Source organism: Bradyrhizobium diazoefficiens (assembly GCF_016616885.1).
GTDB classification, from domain to species: Bacteria; Pseudomonadota; Alphaproteobacteria; order Rhizobiales; family Xanthobacteraceae; genus Bradyrhizobium; species Bradyrhizobium diazoefficiens_F.
The window spans coordinates 7,276,001-7,293,262 of record NZ_CP067102.1; the positions used below are offsets into that span (position 1 = coordinate 7,276,001).

20 protein-coding genes, 1 pseudogene and 1 riboswitch are annotated in these 17,262 nt (G+C 64.2%); of the genes and pseudogenes, 12 read left to right on the forward strand and 9 right to left on the reverse strand.

The window, feature by feature from the left end; genetic code table 11:
- Positions 1-133: 133 nt before the first annotated feature.
- The 8 genes from JJC00_RS33870 (at position 134) to JJC00_RS33905 (ending at position 7,795) form a co-directional block, all read left to right on the forward strand.
- The gene (locus JJC00_RS33870; protein ID WP_200470089.1) at positions 134-871 is read left to right on the forward strand and encodes a dienelactone hydrolase family protein; all 738 of its coding nucleotides are present in this window, start codon (positions 134-136) and stop codon (positions 869-871) included.
- Positions 872-879: 8 nt separating this feature from the next.
- Positions 880-1,725, forward strand: a complete 846-nt coding sequence (gene lgt, locus JJC00_RS33875; protein ID WP_200470090.1) for a prolipoprotein diacylglyceryl transferase — start codon at positions 880-882, stop codon at positions 1,723-1,725.
- 21 nt (positions 1,726-1,746) lie between these two features.
- Positions 1,747-2,865 (forward strand): class I SAM-dependent methyltransferase, encoded by a 1,119-nt coding sequence (locus JJC00_RS33880; RefSeq protein ID WP_200470091.1) that lies wholly within the window; start codon positions 1,747-1,749, stop codon positions 2,863-2,865.
- Entirely contained in the window at positions 2,865-3,632 is a 768-nt protein-coding gene (gene pgeF, locus JJC00_RS33885) for a peptidoglycan editing factor PgeF (protein ID WP_200470092.1), read from the forward strand. The genes JJC00_RS33880 and pgeF overlap by 1 nt, the downstream gene beginning before the upstream one ends.
- 114 nt (positions 3,633-3,746) lie before the next feature.
- A complete protein-coding gene (locus JJC00_RS33890; RefSeq protein ID WP_200470093.1) occupies positions 3,747-4,370 on the forward strand; it encodes a hypothetical protein in 624 nt (207 codons plus the stop codon).
- Between the two features lie 194 nt (positions 4,371-4,564).
- Positions 4,565-5,518, forward strand: coding sequence for a ribose-phosphate pyrophosphokinase (locus tag JJC00_RS33895; RefSeq protein WP_200470094.1), 954 nt, complete (start codon positions 4,565-4,567; stop codon positions 5,516-5,518).
- Positions 5,519-5,735: 217 nt separating this feature from the next.
- Positions 5,736-6,764 (forward strand): putative zinc-binding metallopeptidase, encoded by a 1,029-nt coding sequence (locus JJC00_RS33900; protein ID WP_200470095.1) that lies wholly within the window; start codon positions 5,736-5,738, stop codon positions 6,762-6,764.
- On the forward strand, positions 6,761-7,795 hold the full coding sequence (locus tag JJC00_RS33905; protein WP_200470096.1) for a D-alanine--D-alanine ligase family protein: 1,035 nt from the start codon (positions 6,761-6,763) through the stop codon (positions 7,793-7,795). The genes JJC00_RS33900 and JJC00_RS33905 overlap by 4 nt, the downstream gene beginning before the upstream one ends.
- A gap of 8 nt (positions 7,796-7,803) precedes the next feature.
- Here the strand turns inward: JJC00_RS33905 and JJC00_RS38660 are convergent, their stop codons facing one another.
- The 5 genes and pseudogenes from JJC00_RS38660 to JJC00_RS33925 all read right to left on the reverse strand — a co-directional run bounded on the left by JJC00_RS38660 (position 7,804) and on the right by JJC00_RS33925 (position 9,860).
- The gene (locus JJC00_RS38660) at positions 7,804-7,926 is read right to left on the reverse strand and encodes a hypothetical protein (protein WP_283816756.1); all 123 of its coding nucleotides are present in this window, start codon (positions 7,924-7,926) and stop codon (positions 7,804-7,806) included.
- Positions 7,927-7,955: 29 nt separating this feature from the next.
- Positions 7,956-8,303 (reverse strand): annotated as a pseudogene (locus JJC00_RS33910) (MHYT domain-containing protein); the annotation flags it as partial.
- Positions 8,304-8,426: 123 nt separating this feature from the next.
- Positions 8,427-8,738 (reverse strand): hypothetical protein, encoded by a 312-nt coding sequence (locus tag JJC00_RS33915; RefSeq protein WP_200470097.1) that lies wholly within the window; start codon positions 8,736-8,738, stop codon positions 8,427-8,429.
- 23 nt (positions 8,739-8,761) lie between these two features.
- Positions 8,762-9,103 (reverse strand): hypothetical protein, encoded by a 342-nt coding sequence (locus tag JJC00_RS33920; RefSeq protein ID WP_200470098.1) that lies wholly within the window; start codon positions 9,101-9,103, stop codon positions 8,762-8,764.
- A 172-nt stretch (positions 9,104-9,275) separates the two neighbouring features.
- On the reverse strand, positions 9,276-9,860 hold the full coding sequence (locus JJC00_RS33925) for a 6,7-dimethyl-8-ribityllumazine synthase (protein WP_200470099.1): 585 nt from the start codon (positions 9,858-9,860) through the stop codon (positions 9,276-9,278).
- Positions 9,861-9,934: 74 nt separating this feature from the next.
- Positions 9,935-10,108, reverse strand: a riboswitch (FMN riboswitch).
- Positions 10,109-10,520: 412 nt separating this feature from the next.
- Here JJC00_RS33925 and JJC00_RS33930 point away from each other — a divergent pair.
- Together JJC00_RS33930 and proC are read left to right on the forward strand one after the other, a co-directional pair.
- Positions 10,521-11,021 carry a YbjN domain-containing protein gene (locus tag JJC00_RS33930; RefSeq protein WP_200470100.1) on the forward strand — a complete coding sequence of 167 codons (501 nt, stop codon included), beginning with the start codon at positions 10,521-10,523 and terminating at the stop codon, positions 11,019-11,021.
- Positions 11,022-11,172: 151 nt separating this feature from the next.
- Positions 11,173-12,048: a pyrroline-5-carboxylate reductase gene (proC, locus tag JJC00_RS33935; RefSeq protein WP_200474316.1), complete on the forward strand. Its 876-nt coding sequence runs from the start codon at positions 11,173-11,175 to the stop codon at positions 12,046-12,048.
- Positions 12,049-12,051: 3 nt separating this feature from the next.
- On the opposite strand, the gene JJC00_RS33940 is transcribed toward proC, so the two are convergent.
- The 4 genes from JJC00_RS33940 to JJC00_RS33955 form a co-directional block, all read right to left on the reverse strand.
- Positions 12,052-12,444 (reverse strand): thioesterase family protein, encoded by a 393-nt coding sequence (locus JJC00_RS33940; RefSeq protein ID WP_200470101.1) that lies wholly within the window; start codon positions 12,442-12,444, stop codon positions 12,052-12,054.
- A gap of 133 nt (positions 12,445-12,577) precedes the next feature.
- A complete protein-coding gene (locus JJC00_RS33945; RefSeq protein WP_200470102.1) occupies positions 12,578-12,781 on the reverse strand; it encodes a tautomerase family protein in 204 nt (67 codons plus the stop codon).
- A 117-nt stretch (positions 12,782-12,898) separates the two neighbouring features.
- Complete coding sequence (hisS, locus tag JJC00_RS33950; protein WP_200470103.1) at positions 12,899-14,419, reverse strand: histidine--tRNA ligase; 1,521 nt, start codon at positions 14,417-14,419, stop codon at positions 12,899-12,901.
- A gap of 146 nt (positions 14,420-14,565) precedes the next feature.
- Entirely contained in the window at positions 14,566-15,648 is a 1,083-nt protein-coding gene (locus tag JJC00_RS33955; protein ID WP_200470104.1) for a branched-chain amino acid aminotransferase, read from the reverse strand.
- A 338-nt stretch (positions 15,649-15,986) separates the two neighbouring features.
- On the opposite strand from JJC00_RS33955, the gene JJC00_RS33960 reads away from it, so the two are divergent.
- Both JJC00_RS33960 and JJC00_RS33965 read left to right on the forward strand, forming a co-directional pair.
- A complete protein-coding gene (locus tag JJC00_RS33960) occupies positions 15,987-16,529 on the forward strand; it encodes a MarR family winged helix-turn-helix transcriptional regulator (protein ID WP_200470105.1) in 543 nt (180 codons plus the stop codon).
- A complete protein-coding gene (locus JJC00_RS33965; RefSeq protein WP_200470106.1) occupies positions 16,526-17,257 on the forward strand; it encodes a response regulator in 732 nt (243 codons plus the stop codon). The genes JJC00_RS33960 and JJC00_RS33965 overlap by 4 nt, the downstream gene beginning before the upstream one ends.
- The last annotated feature ends 5 nt before the right edge of the window (positions 17,258-17,262 follow it).

Genomic DNA, 17,262 nt, shown 5'->3' on the forward strand with positions numbered 1-17,262 from the left:
AGCGGATAAGACAATGGCAATCCGCGGAGGCGGGTTCAAGGGCCGCGCGGCGGTATCCTTGTCATGCCCCGGTTTCCTTGCAATCGTATTCAACGTCCCTGCATAACAAGAATCACAAGGCGGAACGCAAGACATGATCGAGCAGCAGATCGCAATTCCCACCAAGGACGGGCACACCGCGACCTTCATCGTTCATCCCGAGCGCGGCGGCCCCTTCCCGGTCATCCTGTTCTACATGGACGCGCCGGCGATCCGCGAAGAGCTGCGCGACATGGCGCGCCGGCTCGCGACATCGGGCTATTACGTGATGCTGCCGAACCTCTATTACCGCTCCGGCGTGATGGAGCTCGGCGCGCTGCCAGCCGATCCGAACGCGCCGGAGCGCAAGCGCATGTTCGCGCTGATGGGCTCGCTCACGATTCCCCTGATCATGGAGGACACGCGCGCGCTGCTCACCTATGCCGAGGGCCAGACGGCCGCGAACACCAAAATCATCGGCACGGTCGGCTATTGCATGAGCGGCCGCTACGCTATCAATGCCGCCACGCATTTCCCGGACCGCGTCAAGGCCGCCGCCTCGATCTACGGTGTGCAGCTCGCGACGGAGCAGGACGACAGCCCGCATCTTGCCGCGAGCAAAAGCGAGGCCGAACTCTATTTCGCCTGCGCCGAGACCGATGTCTATGCACCGACCGAGATCATCGAGAAGGTCAAGCAGGGCATGAGCGGCGCGAAAGCCGAGGTCGAGATCTACCCCGGCACCCATCACGGCTTCGCCTTTCCCAAGCGCCCGGTCTATGACCGCGACGCCGCTGAGCGGCATTGGGAGCGCCTGCTGGCGCTCTATCGCCGCAATCTCGTCCAGCAATAGCAGGCGCGATGCCCTTTCTGCTCATCGACTTCCCGTCCTTCAACCCGATCGCGGTCGCGATCGGGCCGTTCGCGATCCGCTGGTACGCGCTGGCCTATATCGGCGGCATCATCATCGGCTGGCTCTATGCGCGCTCGCTGCTGAAGAACGAGCGGCTGTGGGGCGGCCCCGCGCCGATGTCGCTGGTGCAGATCGACGATTTCATTCTCTGGGTCACGCTCGGGATCATCCTGGGTGGCCGCACCGGCTACGTGCTGTTCTACAATCTGCCCTTCTTCATCGATCATCCCGCCGCCATCTTCCGCCTCTGGGAGGGCGGCATGTCGTTCCATGGCGGCTTCCTCGGCTGCGTCGTCGCGGTGATGTGGTTTGCCCATCGCAACGGCATTTCGATCCTGTCGCTCGGCGACATCACCACCGCGGTCGCCCCGATCGGGCTGCTGCTCGGACGCATCGCCAATTTCATCAACGGCGAATTGTGGGGCCGCGTCACCGATGCGAGCCTGCCCTGGGCCATGATCTTCCCCAACGATCCCTCGCATTTGCCGCGCCATCCGAGCCAGCTCTATGAAGCCGGTATGGAAGGCATTCTGCTGTTCACGGCGCTCGCCGTGATGATCCGCCTTGGCGCGCTGAAGCGGCCCGGCATGATCCTCGGCGCCTTCATCCTGATCTATGGCCTGACCCGCATCGCCGGCGAGCACTTCCGCGAACCGGACGTCCAGCTGGGCTTCCTCTGGGGCGGATTAACCATGGGCATGCTGCTGTCGATCCCGATGCTTATCGTCGGCGGTATACTTATTGTATGGGCTGTCAGGCGCGGGGCGCCGAAGGCGCTCGATGCCATTCGTTAATCCATTTCGAGAAGACAGGTCGTGACCGAACAGCCGCTGCTCAACGAGATCAAGGCGCTGATCAAATCCTCAGGCCCCATGCCGGTCTGGCGATACATGGAATCGTGCCTGATGCATCCGCGCTACGGCTATTACGTCTCGCGCGATCCATTGGGACGAGAAGGCGACTTCACCACCGCGCCCGAAGTCAGCCAGATGTTCGGCGAACTGCTGGGATTGTGGACCGCCTCTGTCTGGAAGCAGATGGGCTCGCCGCAATTGCTGCGGTTGATCGAGATCGGCCCCGGCCGCGGCACCATGATGGCGGACGCGCTGCGCGCGCTTCGCGTGCTGCCGCCGCTCTACCAGGGGCTCAGCATTCATCTGGTCGAGGTCAACCCGGTCCTGCGCGAGCGGCAGAGCGCGACATTGTCGGGCGTGCGCAACAACATCGCCTGGCACGACAGCATCGACGACGTGCCTGAGGGACCGGGCATCATCCTCGCCAACGAATATTTCGACGTGCTGCCGATCCACCAGATGGTGAAGCGCGAGAACGGCTGGCACGAGCGTGTGGTCGAGATCGACCCCAACGGCAAGCTTCAGTTCGGCGCGGCCGCCGAGCCGACGCCACGCTTCGACGTGCTGCTGCCGCCGCTGGTGCGCGCGGCGCCGGTCGGTGCAGTGTTCGAATGGCGACCCGATACCGAGATCATGAAGCTCGCCACGCGCGTGCGCGACCAGGACGGCGCGGCGCTGATCATCGATTACGGCCATATGCGCAGCGATGCCGGCGACACCTTTCAGGCCATCGCACGTCATAGCTTCACTGATCCCCTGAAGGCGCCGGGCCAGGCCGACGTCACCGCCCATGTCGACTTCCAGGCCCTCGCGCGCGCGGCAGAGGACGTCGGTGCGCGCGTGCACGGACCGGTGACGCAAGGCGACTTCCTCAAGCGCGTCGGCATCGAAACCCGTGCGGCCGCGCTGATGCAGAAGGCGACGCCGGAGGTGGCGACCGACATTTCCGTGGCGCTGAAGCGGCTGACCGACACCGGGCGCAGCGGCATGGGCGCGATGTTCAAGGTGCTCGCCATCTCCGAGCCGCGGCTGACGGGCCTTGCGGGCCTCAGCGATCTCGGACAGGCCGGAGGCCATTGATGACCCTCACTTCGTCGCTGCTGTCGGCGGTGCCCGGCCTGCGCCATTCCTTCTTCACGCGTGAGGGCGGTGTTTCCAGCGGCATCTATGCCGCGCTGAACGGCGGGCTCGGCTCCAACGACGACCAGGCCCTTGTTGCAGAGAACCGCCGCCGCATGGCCGAGCATGTCGGCGTCGCAGCCGATCGCTTCCTCAGCCTGCATCAGATCCATTCGCCCGACGTCCGCGTCGCCGATGCGCCCTGGCCGAGCGGCCCGCGCCCGAAGGGGGATGCGCTGGTGACGAAGACGCCGGGCATGGCGCTCGGCGTCTCCACCGCCGATTGCGGCCCCGTGCTGTTCGTCGATCCCCATGCGCGCGTCATCGGCGGCGCCCATGCCGGCTGGAAGGGCGCGCTGACGGGCGTGCTGGAATCCACGATTCTGGCGATGGAAAAACTCGGCGCCACCCGCAGCGGCATCATCGCCGCGATCGGCCCGCTGATCCGGCAGGACAGCTACGAGGTCGGCAACGAGTTCGTCGCGCGCTTCATCGAGGCGGATGCGGACAACGCCGTGTTCTTCATCCCATCCGTGCGCGAGGGCCACGCCATGTTCGACCTCGCCGGCTTCATCCGCAAGCGGCTGGAAGCCGCCGGCATTTTGATGATCGACGATCTCGGCCTCGATACCTACGCCGACGAACGCTTCTTCAGCTATCGCCGCTCAGTTCATCGCAAGGAGCCGGATTACGGCCGCCACATTCACGCGATCGCGCTGGAGGGGTGAACACAGCAACCGTCATTCCGGGGCTCGCGCCAAGTGGCGCGCCCCGGAATGACAGTGTGTTTTGTGCCGCCCCGCCCTAGACCTTAATCGATTTTAACGATATCGCTGCCCTCAATGAGGGAAGCGTCATCCATCTTGCGCCGTGCGGGCTCGCGCGGGCTGGCGGTCATGCTGCTGGCAGCAGCAACCGTGCTGGCCGGCTGCGCCGGCGGCAACGCGCCCGCCAATTCCTACGCGATGGCGCCGAGCGCCGGCTCCGGGACGGTAACCTTCGAGTCCATCGACGGCCCGCCGCCGCAGGTGTTCGACCGCATGGTCGGCGTGCTCGACACCGAATCCAAGCTTCGCAGCCTCTCGGTCGTCTCGCGCGAGGGGACGGCTGCCTACCGCGTGCGCAGCTACCTCTCCGCCCAGGTGGTCCGCGGCAAGACCGTGATCGCCTGGGTCTGGGACGTCTACGACGCCAACCAGCAGCGGGCGCTGCGCCTCTCCGGCGAGGAACCGACGACCGCCAAGGCCGGCCGCGACGCGACCCGCGACCCCTGGCAAGCCGCCGACGACCTCGTGCTGCGGAAGATCGCCCAGGCCGGATTCAGTGGACTTTCCAATATGATCAACGGAACGCCGGACGCGCCGGGTTCGGTTCCGGGCCTGCGCGGACCCGCCGTGGCAAGTGTGACGCTGGAGGCTCCGGCGCCGGAGATGCCGGCCTCGGCGCTCGGCTATGCCCAGCAATAACCACCGCTAAACCACGGGCCCAAGTACCAGCCAAGCCGTTGGCCCGACTCAGGATTTTCAGAGGGAAAACGTAGCATCCCGGGTTGCCATTGCGGGCTTCGGCCTGATATTTCCTCGCCCGTCGTAACCGTGCTGCCAGTGGGTATTCTCTGATGTTGAACGTCGTATCCAGCAAAGCGCGGGAGGAAGCGTCCATGTCGGCCAAGAACGGCTCCATCAAGCTTGTCGCCGGCAACTCCAATCCTGCCCTTGCGCAAGCGATCGCGCAAGGCCTCAATGTGCCGCTGACCAAAGCGGTGGTCCGGCGTTTCGCCGACATGGAGATCTTCGTCGAGGTCCAGGAGAACATCCGCGGCTCGGATGCCTTCATCATCCAGTCGACCTCGTTTCCGGCGAACGACAATCTGATGGAGTTGCTGATCATCACCGACGCGCTGCGCCGCTCCTCGGCGCGCCGCATCACCGCAGTGATCCCCTATTTCGGCTACGCCAGGCAGGACCGCCGCTCCGGCTCGCGCACGCCCATCTCGGCCAAGCTCGTCGCCAATCTGATCACCCATGCCGGCGTCGACCGCGTCATGACGCTCGACCTGCATGCCGGCCAGATCCAGGGCTTCTTCGATATCCCGACCGACAATTTGTTCGCTGCCCCCGTGATGGTGCGCGACATTCGCGAACGTTTCGACCTCGGCAAGGTGATGGTGGTTTCGCCCGACGTCGGCGGCGTGGCCCGCGCCCGCGGCCTCGCCAAGCGCATCAACACCCCGCTCGCGATCGTCGACAAACGCCGCGAACGTCCGGGTGAATCCGAGGTCATGAACGTGATCGGCGACGTCTCAGGCTACAGCTGTATCCTGGTCGACGACATCGTCGATTCCGGCGGCACGCTGGTGAACGCGGCCGACGCGTTGATCGCCAAGGGCGCCAAGGATGTCTACGCCTACATCACCCACGGCGTGCTCTCCGGCGGCGCGGCCGCTCGTATCGCCGGCTCGAAGCTGAAAGAGCTCGTCATCACCGACTCGATCTTGGCGACGGAAGCGGTGACCAAGGCGCCGAACATCCGCACGCTGCCGATCGCAAGCCTGATCTCGGACGCGATCGCGCGCACCGCGGCGGAAGAGTCGGTCTCGAGCCTGTTCGACTAGTTTTTTCGATTTCGGAAGGTCTCGTAGGGTGAGCAAAGGCGCAAAGCGCCGTGCCCACCTTTTTTGTCGTGAAGACGGTGGGCACGCTTCGCTTTGCCCGCCTTACGATGCCGTGCCTCTGACGCGCCGCAACGCACCTCACAGCCCCCGGGTTGTTGCCGGCTGCCGCCCATGACATCATCCAGTTACCGAGTCATCTCTGCCCTCTGGATGCCTGATGCCACGCCGGAAATTTGCTTGGGAAAAGCTGTCGGATGACGAGTTGCTCAAGCAACGCCTTTCGAGCCTGAGGATTACGGTCGAAGGCACCTGGCTCGAAGACTGCGTTGGCACGCTTCACGAAGAACTCGAAGAGCGGGGCATCCGGCTGCGACCGCACACGTGGATCTCGAGCGAATGGTTCAGTCCCGGAGACGTGCCAGGTATCGCTATCCCCTTCTATCTCGCCCATCCCCGCCTGATGAAGCTCGAGAAGAAGATGATGTTCGACGTCGAGGGCGGAACCTGGCGCGAGTGCATGGCCATCCTCCGTCACGAGGCCGGCCATGCGCTGCAGCATGGCTACCAGCTGCAGCGCCGCCGGCGCTGGCAGCAATTGTTCGGGCCGTCGTCAAAACACTATCCGCGCTACTACCGGCCCAACCCGGCGAGCCGGCGTTACGTCCAACATCTCCGGCTCTGGTACGCGCAGAGCCACCCGGACGAGGATTTTGCCGAGACGTTTGCGGTGTGGCTGCGGCCGCGCTCGAACTGGCGGACGCGGTATGCCGGCTGGCCGGCGTTGAAGAAGCTCGAATATGTCGACGAACTGATGGGCGAGATTGCGGGGAAGCGACCGCTGATCGCGACCAGAGAGCGGGTCGATCCACTCAGCAAGCTCAGCCAGACGCTCGAAGACCACTACAAGAAGAAGCAGGCCTTCTATGCCTTCACGCCGCCGAAGACCTACGACCGCGACCTCTCCCGGCTGTTTTCCACCGATCCACGGCATCATCGCTCCAAACCCGCTTCGAGCTTGATCAGGCGGCACCGCGCCCAGATCAGGCGACTGGTCGCGCGGTGGACGGGCGAGAATCAGCTCACGCTCGATGCTGTGCTCGACGACATGATCTCCCGCTGCCGCGAACTCGACCTGCGCGCGGTGGGCCCCGAACAGAAGCTCGTTCTCGATTTCACTGTCCTTGTGACCGCCAAGACGATGCACGCGCTGTTTGGCCCGTCTCGGCGCAAATGGATCGCGCTATGAGACGACTCCGTATTCTCGTGCTGATGCATCCCGACTTCCTGCCGCCGGACTCGTCCGACGGATACACGGCGCAGGAAATCAACACTTGGAAAACGGAATACGACGTCGTCAGCACCTTGCGCGCGGCCGGCCACGAGGTCCGCGCACTCGGCGCGCAGGAGGAAATCAGGCCGATCCGCGAAGCGATCGAGGAGTTCAAGCCGCACGTGGTTTTCACCCTGCTGGAGGAATTCCACTACAACGTCGCCTACGACCAGCACATCGCCAGCTATCTCGAACTGATGAAAGTCCCTTATACCGGGTGTAATCCGCGCGGCCTGATCCTGGCGCGCGGCAAAGACCTTTCCAAGACGCTGGTGCATCACCGACGCATCGCGATCCCGGCCTTTGCCGTCTTCCCGATGCGGCGCAAGGTCAAGCGGCCGAAGCATCTTGCGCTGCCGCTGATCGTCAAGAGCCTGAACATGGACGGATCCGCCGGCATTTCTCAGGCCTCCATCGTCGATACCGACGACAAGCTCGCGGAGCGCGTCGCCTTCATCCACGATCGGAGCGAGACCGCCGCCATCGCCGAGCAATTCATCGAGGGGCGTGAGCTCTATGTCGGCGTGCTCGGCAACAACCGGCTGCGGGTGCTGCCGGTCTGGGAATTGAAGTTCGGCAGCATGGGCGGGCGCAGCTCACGCCACATCGCCACCGAGAAGGCCAAGCACGACACCGACTATCAGGAGCGCCTCGGCATCGTCGATGGGCCGGCGAAAGACCTTGCGCCCGAAGTCACCGCGCGCATCCAGCGCGCCGCGAAACGCATCTACCGGGCGCTTGGCCTCGACGGTTACGCGCGCATCGATTTCCGTCTCGCCGCCGACGGCACGCCGTTTTTCATCGAAGCCAACCCCAATCCGGAAATCGCCAAGAGCCAGGAGTTCGCCACGGCAGCTCAACATGACGGGCTCAAATACGGGGAACTCCTGCATCGCATCCTGACCCTCGGGATCAGCCGCGCCAAGGCGGGCGTGTCGCTCGGTTGAGGAAGAATTCAGGCAAAGCCCGGCAGCACCACCTCCTTCATCAGCGCGAGCATCACGGCGGTCTGCTCCTGGCCGGATCGCCGATAGTTTCCGCAGTGGATCACGACGGCGAGATCGCGCGCCGGGATCACGAACAGATACTGACCGCCCCAGCCGATACCGCGATGCCCACACTGAGCAGCACGCCCGAGGAGGCCACGCGCTTCAAGCTCGGCTCGCCGATCGAGACGAAGAAAAGCGAGATGCCGACCACCAGTGCGCAGATCAGGAACAAGATGATGGTGGGCAGCACCAGATAGACGGTGTCGGGCGGCGCGGCCAGCACGCCAACGAAATGCATGGTCCAGATGCCGACGGCCAGAAACGCGGCCGCGCCCGCGAGCAGCAGGCGATTGCTGACGCCGGGCGTGTTGCGGATGCGAGCAGCAAGCGCAAAGCCGGTATAGCCACCCAGACTCACGATCGCCACAGAGGGCGCGACGAGATAGGGATCGTGTCCTTCGAACATGATCTTGTCGGCCCCGTCTCCACGGCACGGCCTCCTCCCGCCGCCGACTTTATAGGGACGGCGGGGGGATTGACAATCAGCGGCGTGGGAAGGGGCGGCTCACATCCCCGCCGCGAACGCCCCTCATTTCCCGTTGATCCACGTCTTCCTGTCGGGAAAGGGAATGACACTGTTTGAGCCCTCCGCCGCCCGCCATACCTCAGCGCGCGCGCGAAGCTCGGCAATCTCTTGCCGCCACAGTCTCGCCCTGGCTTCCGTAGCACTGCCGGACGCCAACCTTGAAGCCTTTTCCAGATCATTGAGATCTTTCACGGGATCATTGATGTAGAAACTCGGCAGTTCGTGCTGGTTGTATTCGATGTCGGATATGATCCAGTTTGTGAGAGTTAGGCGCGCGAGCTCGCATGATGGGTCGAGCTCGATCGCCCGTTCCAAGTGGCGCGACGGGTCATCGCACCTCAGAAGTCCCAACCACAGGTGAGCCTCTGCTTCACCTGGGGAGGTCTCAATCCAACTGCGAGGGTCATGATGAGTAGCTTCGATCGGAGCGGCTGCGGCAGCACGACGCGATCGTCATGAAATTTCCGACTGCGCCACAACACCCATTTCGAGAAGGTCAGACGCTCTTCCAACGACCAATGGGCAGCAGCCTGCACGAAGCGGCTTAGATGCTCCATCGCGGTTGCGCGGACACCTTGCGCTCTGAACTCGCAGAAACGCGCGAACTCAAGCCATGCCGCCTCCTTCTTGGCTTCCATTGCCAAGAAAGCAAGCTTGTCGATGTCGTCGTTGCCGGGCATGCCTCCCGTTATGCCCTCCACCTGAGGGCGAGACAAGCTCCGGGCTCCCGTCGGAGACTATTCGGCGACATTTGACGCGGCACGCCCCCCTCTCCCTTGGCTTAAGGAAGAAGGAGACGCTTTGTTGGTGGGCAGGAGGTGGCAGCCTTTTCCGCCAATGGGCAGACGTCGATTACACAATCCCCGCCGCGACCTGGCCACGCAGACGCTCCAGGCCAAGCAATGTCTCCGCACAGGCGGCCGCGACCTCGACGCCCTTGATCGCAAAGTGCCTGCGGAAGAAATCGTAGTGCACCTCGGTCTCGTGGAATTGCTGCGGCGTCAGCACCGCAGAGAACACCGGCACCTCGGTGCGCAGTTGCACGTCCATCAGCGCCTTGATCACGGTGTCGGCGACGAACTCGTGGCGATAGATGCCACCGTCAACGACGAGGCCGGCCGCGACGATCGCGGTGTAGCGCCGCGTCTTGGCGAGGACCTGCGCGTGCAGCGGGATCTCGAACGAGCCCGGCACCTCGAACACATCAACATGGGTGAGGTGGCGCGCCTCCGCCTCCTTGATGAAGGCGATGCGGGCTTCCTCGACCACGTCGCGGTGCCAGCAGGCCTGCACGAAGGCCACCCGCTGCGGCTTTGCGAAACGCGGATGTTCGGTCGTCGGACCTTGAGGAACCGGCGGCGGTGATTGGGACGTGTCAGCTTGGGAAGTTTGGACTTGGGAAGTTTGGATTTGGGGATCTTGCAACATCTGATTCATGGCTTTCCTTCAAAGGACCAGAATCAGGGCACACGGAACGACAAGCAGCCGCATCTTGCGATGCGTCTGCCACCGACCGTTCTCTTTCATCCGGACTTTAACCGTCGGCTTCGGAGTTGCACCGAATCTGCTGGCCCTTCCCTTCGGCAAATTCCTTTTCAGGAATATCCTGGGGGAAGGCGCTCGCGGGCTTAGGCCTTTCGACCCTTACCGCCGGTGGGGACTTTCACCCCGCCCTGAGAACATCGGCCGCTCGGGATTGAACGGCCTGAGTGGAAATATGACGCCGGCCCGGGGCCGCAGCAAGCGTGTTCCATAGCAAAAATCCGCATGGTCCCATGCCGCCAGGGCGGTGCAGCCCTCGCGGGGCGGAATTAACGATTGAGCCCCACGGCCCCGATCCGATTCCGGTTTGTTCTCAAATTAATAATTGTGTCCGAGATCAGCTGTGGACGAACGAGTCCTGGCTTGTGGACGGACTCGGGACCCGGTTGCGCAGATTCCGCAAATCACATCAGTTGATCCGCGACAAGCCCGCGCTGGTCCGAGGAGAGCGAAAGCGACTCCGAGGAGATTGCCCTTAACGAAGTTAAGGAAGCGCGCGCCGGACCAACCGCGTGCGTATCTAAAGACAACAAAAAGGCAAGAGGTCGAGACGGCATGTCCCTGCTCGAAGGCACTATCGATTCCAAAAGCCATCCGCTCGCGGTGGTCGAGGATATCGCTGCCAGCAACAACTGGCCGTTCGAACGCTCCGGCGAAGACGAACTGACCATTGTCTCGAAGGGACAATGGACCGACTACCAGATCTCGTTCACCTGGATGGGCGAGATCGAGGCGCTGCATCTGGCTTGCGCCTTCGACATGAAGATTCCCGTCGCACGACGGGGCGAGGTGCAGCGGCTCGTCGCCGCGGTCAACGAGCAATTGTGGATCGGCCATTTCGACCTGTGGTCCAACACCGGCATGATCATGCACCGCCAGGCGCTGGTGCTGCCGGGCGGCCTCACCGCCTCGACCGCGCAATGCGAAGCCATGCTCGCCGGCGCCATCCACGCCTGCGAGCGCTATTTTCCGGCGTTCCAGTTCGTGGTGTGGGCGGGCAAGACCACCGCGCAGGCCATGGACGCCGCGATGTTCGATACGGTGGGCGAGGCGTAAGCCCGCGCTCCAACATAGTAAGGGAGCCCCTACTCCCTCCCGCCGTCGTCCCGGACAAGCGAAGCGCAGATCCGGGACCCATACCGCGTGATTTCACTTGTGGCACGCGGCTTGTTGCCAACATCCCCATCCACTAGAACCATTTGTGGTTATGGGTCCCGGCCTTCGCCGGGACGACACCGAATTTGTGGTGACCGCAGTGGCTAACAACAGCACTCTCCAAAACATCACCGGCACCATCCTTCTCGCCGGCGCGGGCAAAATGGGCGGCGCGATGCTGACTGGATGGCTGGCAGGCGGGCTCGATCCGCGCCGCGTCGCGGTGGTCGATCCGCACATCTCGCCCGAGATCACAGCGCTGGCCGCCAAGGGCATCGCGCTCAATCCTGATGTGACGGCGACAGGCCAAGTTGAAACGATGGTCGTTGCGGTGAAGCCGCAGATGTTCCGCGAGGCCGGCGCCAAGCTGAAATCGTTCGTCTCGGACAAGACCTCGGTGGTCTCGATCATGGCTGGAACCACGATCGCCTCGCTGGAGGAGGTCTGCGGCGGCGCCGTGGTGCGCGCGATGCCGAACACGCCGGCCGCGATCGGCCGCGGCATCACGGTGGCCGTCGCTGCGAAGAATGTCAGCCCCTCGCAGCGTGCTGTCGCCGATGCACTGCTGCGCGCCACCGGCTCGATCGAATGGGTTGAGGATGAAAGCCTGATGGATGCGGTGACTGCCGTCTCCGGCTCCGGGCCCGCTTATGTGTTCCTGCTCGCCGAAGAGCTCGCACGCGCCGGCGTGGAAGCGGGATTGCCCGAGGCGCTGGCGACGAAGCTCGCGCGTGAAACGGTTGCGGGCTCCGGTGAGCTGCTGCACCAGTCGGACCTTCCCTCCAGCACGTTGCGGCAGAACGTCACCTCGCCCGGCGGTACCACCGCCGCGGCGCTCGGCGTGCTGATGGGCGAGCCCGGCCTGCGCGACCTGATGATCCGCGCGATCGCGGCGGCGACGAAGCGGTCGAAGGAACTGGCGAAGTAGCGGCTACGCCCCCAGCCGCTTGTTGAACAACTCGACATTGACGAGCCCGCGCGCGTGGCGGCCTTCGCCGAGCTTGCGCGTACCCTCGAAGGCCTCGACCTCGAAACGGATGACGCGACGCTCGACCGCGATCACTTTCGCCGTGGTCCGCACCGTCGCCCCGACAAGGGCGGCAGCGAGATGGCGGATGTCGACCTCGGTGCCGACGGTGACCCAGCCCGGCTGCAGTGCGGAGCGGATCGCATCGCCGGACGTCATCTCCATTTCCAGGATCATCATCGGGGTCGCATAGACCATCGGCATGCCGGGCACGAAATGTCCGACCGTGCGCTCGGCCGGCACCACCAGCGTGCGCTCGGCCCTCATTCCGACTTTAATGAAGTCGCGTGCGTCCATGTGGCTTGCTCGTCATTCCGGGGCGCGCGAAGCGCGAACCCGGAATCCAGAAGATTGTGGCTCGAGATTCCCCAATGCGCAGTTGCGCATTGGGGATCAACCCTGCGGGCTGCCCCGGAATGACGCTAGCGCGTCACTTCTTCGCCGCCGCTGCGCGCTCCACAAAGGTCTTGCCGCCCTTCATCTTGTGGCGGAGCGGGGCTTCGTTGATCTGGATGACGACGGCATCGGCGTCGACGCCGAGATTATTCACCAGCGCCTGGGTGATGTCGCGCATCATGCCGGCCTTCTGCTCGTCGGTGCGGCCTTCGGCCATGCTGACGGTGATCTCAGGCATTGTCGTCTCCCTACTGCTGTCGCGATGACCGGGCACACCCCGATCGTTGATGAAGGCGCGCATCAAACAGGACGTGGATGCCCGGGACAAGCTCGGCATGACGGCCTGCCGGAATGGCTATCCCCACTTTACGTCATGGCGCGCCAGGACTTCGCGCACCTTGGCGATGAGATCGGCTTCGCTGCACGAGAACTGCGCGGGGCGCGTCTCGCGCCATTCCTGGTTGGAGGCGATCGCAGCGGCGGCTTTCGCGCCTTCGATCAGATCCTTGATCTGCACCTCGCCACGCGCCTTTTCATCCGAGCCCTGGATGATCACGCAAGGTGAGTTGCGGCGATCGGCATATTTGAGCTGGTTGCCCATGTTCTTGGGATTGCCCAGATAGAGCTCGGCGCGAATGCCGGCGATCCGCAGGGACGCGACCATCTTCTGATAGTCGGCAACGCGGTCGCGGTCGAACACGGTGACGACGACGGGGCCAACTTCCGGCCGCGTGTCGAGCTTGCCGAGCAGCGTCAGCGCGGCCTGGAGCCGCGACACGCCGATCGAGAAGCCGGTCGCCGGCACCGGCTCGCCGCGGAAGCGCGAGACTAGACCGTCATAGCGGCCGCCACCGCCGACCGAGCCGAAGCGAACGGGACGGCCCTTCTCGTCCTTGGTGTCGAGCAGCAGCTCGACCTCGTAGACAGGGCCGGTGTAATATTCGAGGCCGCGCACGACGGAGGGATCGATCTTGATGCGATCGACGCCGTAACCCGACGCCGTGACCAGCTTGGCAATCTCTTCCAGCTCGCTCACGCCGGCCTGACCGACCTCGCTCTTGGCGAGATAGGTTTCGGCCGTGGCAATGGCTTCTTTCCAATCGTCGCGCGGCTTGGTGATGGCGAGAACGACGTCAGCTTCCGCCGCACTCAAGTTCGCGCCTTTCGTGAAGTCGCCCTTGCCTTCTTCGCCGCCATCCCATCGTCCGGGGCCGAGCAATTTGCGCACTTCGTCGGCGGAAAACTTGTCGAGCTTGTCGATCGCGCGCAGCACGGTCAGCCTGCGTGCTGCATTCTCCTCACCCGCGAGCCCGATAGCTTCCAGAACGCCGTCGAGCACTTTGCGGTTGTTCACCTTGACCACATACTGGCCGCGCGCAACGCCGAGCGCCTCCATCGTGTCCGCGGCCATCATGCAGATCTCGGCATCGGCCGCCGGCGTCGCCGAGCCGACCGTGTCGGCGTCGAACTGCATGAACTGGCGGAAGCGGCCGGGGCCTGGCTTCTCGTTGCGGAAGACGTAGCCGACGCGGTAGCTGCGATAGGGCAGGACCAGGCCATCGGTGCCGTAACGCTCGCCGACATAGCGCGCCAGCGGCGCGGTCAGATCGTAGCGCAAGCTGATCCACTGCTCGTCGTCGTCCTGGAACGAGAACACGCCCTCGTTCGGGCGGTCCTGGTCCGGCAGGAACTTGCCGAGCGCGTCGGTGTATTCCATCGCCGGCGTCTCCACCGGCTCGAACCCGTAGAGCTCGTAGACCGCGCGGATCTTCTCGACCATCTTGCGCGTCGCCCGGATCGCAGCGGGGTCGCGATCCTCGAGCCCGCGCGGCAGGCGCGCCTTCAATTTCTGGGGTTTTTTGGGTTTTTCGGCCATGCGGGCGTTTACCAGCCGACGCGCGATGCGGCAACCGCTCCCGTCATTCCGGGACGGTCCGAAGGAGCGGACCCAGAATCTCGAGATTCTCAGGTGCGCAATTGCGCACCGATGCTTGGCATCGCCCCGGAATGACGGTGCGCGTGTCAAAACACCTTCCTGATCCAGTTGTGCGGATCGTTGGCGCGGCCGTACTGGATATCGACGAGCTGCTTGCGCAGGCCCATGGCGACGGGGCCGGCGGCGCCGCCGCTGATCTCGAAATCGCCGCTGACCGAGCGCACCTTGCCGATCGGAGAGATGACAGCCGCGGTGCCGCAGGCGAAAGCCTCCTTCAGCTTGCCGGAAGCCGCATCCTTGCGCCACTGATCCAGCGAATACAGCTCCTCGCGCACGGTCTTCCCGGCATCGCGGGCGAGCGCGATGATGGAGTCACGGGTGATGCCGGGCAGGATGGTGCCGAGCGGCGGTGTCGAGAGCGAGCCGTCGTCGAACACGAAGAACACGTTCATGCCGCCGAGCTCCTCGATGTAGCGGCGTTCGATCGCGTCGAGGAAGACGACCTGATCGCAGCCGCGCTGGATCGCTTCCGCCTGCGCGCGCAGGCTCGCCGCGTAATTGCCGCCGCATTTGACGGCACCGGTGCCGCCGACGGCCGCGCGCGTGTAATTCTCCGAGACCCAGATCGAGACCGGCGCAGGGCCGCCCTTGAAATAGGAGCCGACCGGCGAAGCGATCACTGCAAAGATGTATTCCGACGACGGCTTGACGCCGAGGAAGGTCTCGCTCGCGATCATGAAGGGACGCAGATAAAGGCTGCCCTCGCCGCCCGGCATCCAGGCGCGATCGATGCGCACGACCTGCTCGACCGCCTCGATGAAGACATCCTCGGGCAGTTGCGCCATTGCCATGCGGTCGGCGGAGTTCTTGAAGCGGCGCGCATTGGCGTCGGGCCGGAACAGGTTCACGCCGCCATCGTCGCGCTTGTAGGCCTTGAGGCCTTCGAAAATCTCCTGGGCGTAGTGCAGGACCGCGCCGGCCGGATCGAGCTGGAAGTTGGCGCGCGCCTCGATGCGCGCCTCGTACCAGCCACCCTTGGCCTGGTTGTAGCGAACGATCGCCATGTGATCGGTGAAGACGCGTCCGAAGCCGGGGTCCACCAGCTTGGCGACCCGGTCCTTCTCAGGAGTTGGATTGGATGCGGGCTGGATGTCGAATTTCATGCTCATGTCCTTGGCTCCCGCTGCCGGTGGCGGCGCTGTTCTGGCGCCGGCCTAGCCTGTTTCGGCCCGGCTGGCTTGATGTGCTTTCTGGCCGGACGACCGCCAGCCTTGTTACGGCCGGTTTCCGTGGCCAGCATGTCTTCCGAGGACATGCTTTTGCGGAAGGCGGAAGTCCAGTATGTTTTGCCGAAATGCCGCTCGACAATCGCACGGTAGATCTGATCCGGCCGTCGCCGCCTGTCCGGCTCACTCCGGCCGCTGCTAGAAATGCCGCCCGACGCGAAACGATCTAAAATTTCGTGCGGGCTGATCGTTTTGTAACATTGAAACCAAGATACGTCAATATGCCTGACATAAATTTCGCGACTCCCTCTCAAAACGCTGCCGAGCCACGGCCGGCCGCAGGTGAAGGAGGCAATTTGCGCTGGGATATCATCGAGCTGCTGTTCTTCGCCTATCGCGATTTCGTTGGCGATCCCGACCAGGAGCTGGAGGCTTTCGGCTTCGGCCGGGCCCATCACCGGGTCATGCACTTCGTTTACCGCTATCCGGGCCTGAAGGTCGCCGACCTCCTCGACGTCCTGCGCATCACCAAGCAGTCGCTCGGCCGGGTGCTGAAGCAGCTCCTGGACGAGGACTATATCGTCCAGAAGACCGGCGACAACGACCGCCGCCAGCGCCTGCTCTATGCGACGCCGAAGGGCGAGGCACTGGTGCAGAAGCTCGCCGGGCTCCAGACCACGCGGATCACCAAGGCGCTCGCCGAGATGGCGCCGCAGGATGCCGACACGGTCAAGCGCTTCCTGCGCGCGATGATCGACCGCGACGATCCGGACAAGGTGCTCGAGACGATCTTCGCCAATGTCAATCAAGACGCAAAGGAGTGACCGTGCCGCTCGCTGCCACGCTCGCCCGCCCGCCGGTGCAACCGGCCGACGACGCCCCGCATCTGCTGCTGGTCGACGACGACCGCCGCATCCGCGATCTGCTGTCGCGCTTTCTCGCGGCCGAAGGCTATCGCGTCACCACCGCTTCGAGCGCAGGTGATGCGCGGTCAAAGCTTCTGGGCCTGCATTTCGATTTGCTCATCCTCGACGTCATGATGCCCGGCGAGACCGGCTTCGATCTCGCCCGGTTCATCCGCACATCCTCCTCGGTGCCGATCGTGATGCTGACGGCGCGCCATGAAGCCGAGGCCCGCATCGAGGGCCTTCAGATCGGCGCCGACGATTACGTGGCAAAGCCATTCGAGCCGCGCGAGCTGGCGCTGCGCATCAACAACATCCTCAAGCGCGCGGCGCCGCCGGTCCGGGCCGCGGCGGTGGAGAAGATCGCGTTCGGCCCGTACGTCTACCATCTCGATCGCGGCGAATTGCGTCAGGGCGAGGAGGTCATCCATCTCACCGACCGCGAGCGCGAGATGCTGCGGGTTCTCTCGGAGACGCCGGGCGAAACCGTGCCGCGCAGCGCGCTGACCGGCAACGGCAGCGTCAACGAGCGCGCCGTCGACGTGCAGATCAATCGCCTCCGGCGCAAGATCGAGACCGATCCAGCCAATCCGCTGTTCCTTCAGGCGGTGCGCGGCATCGGCTACCGGCTGGTAGCCTCGCCATAGATCAA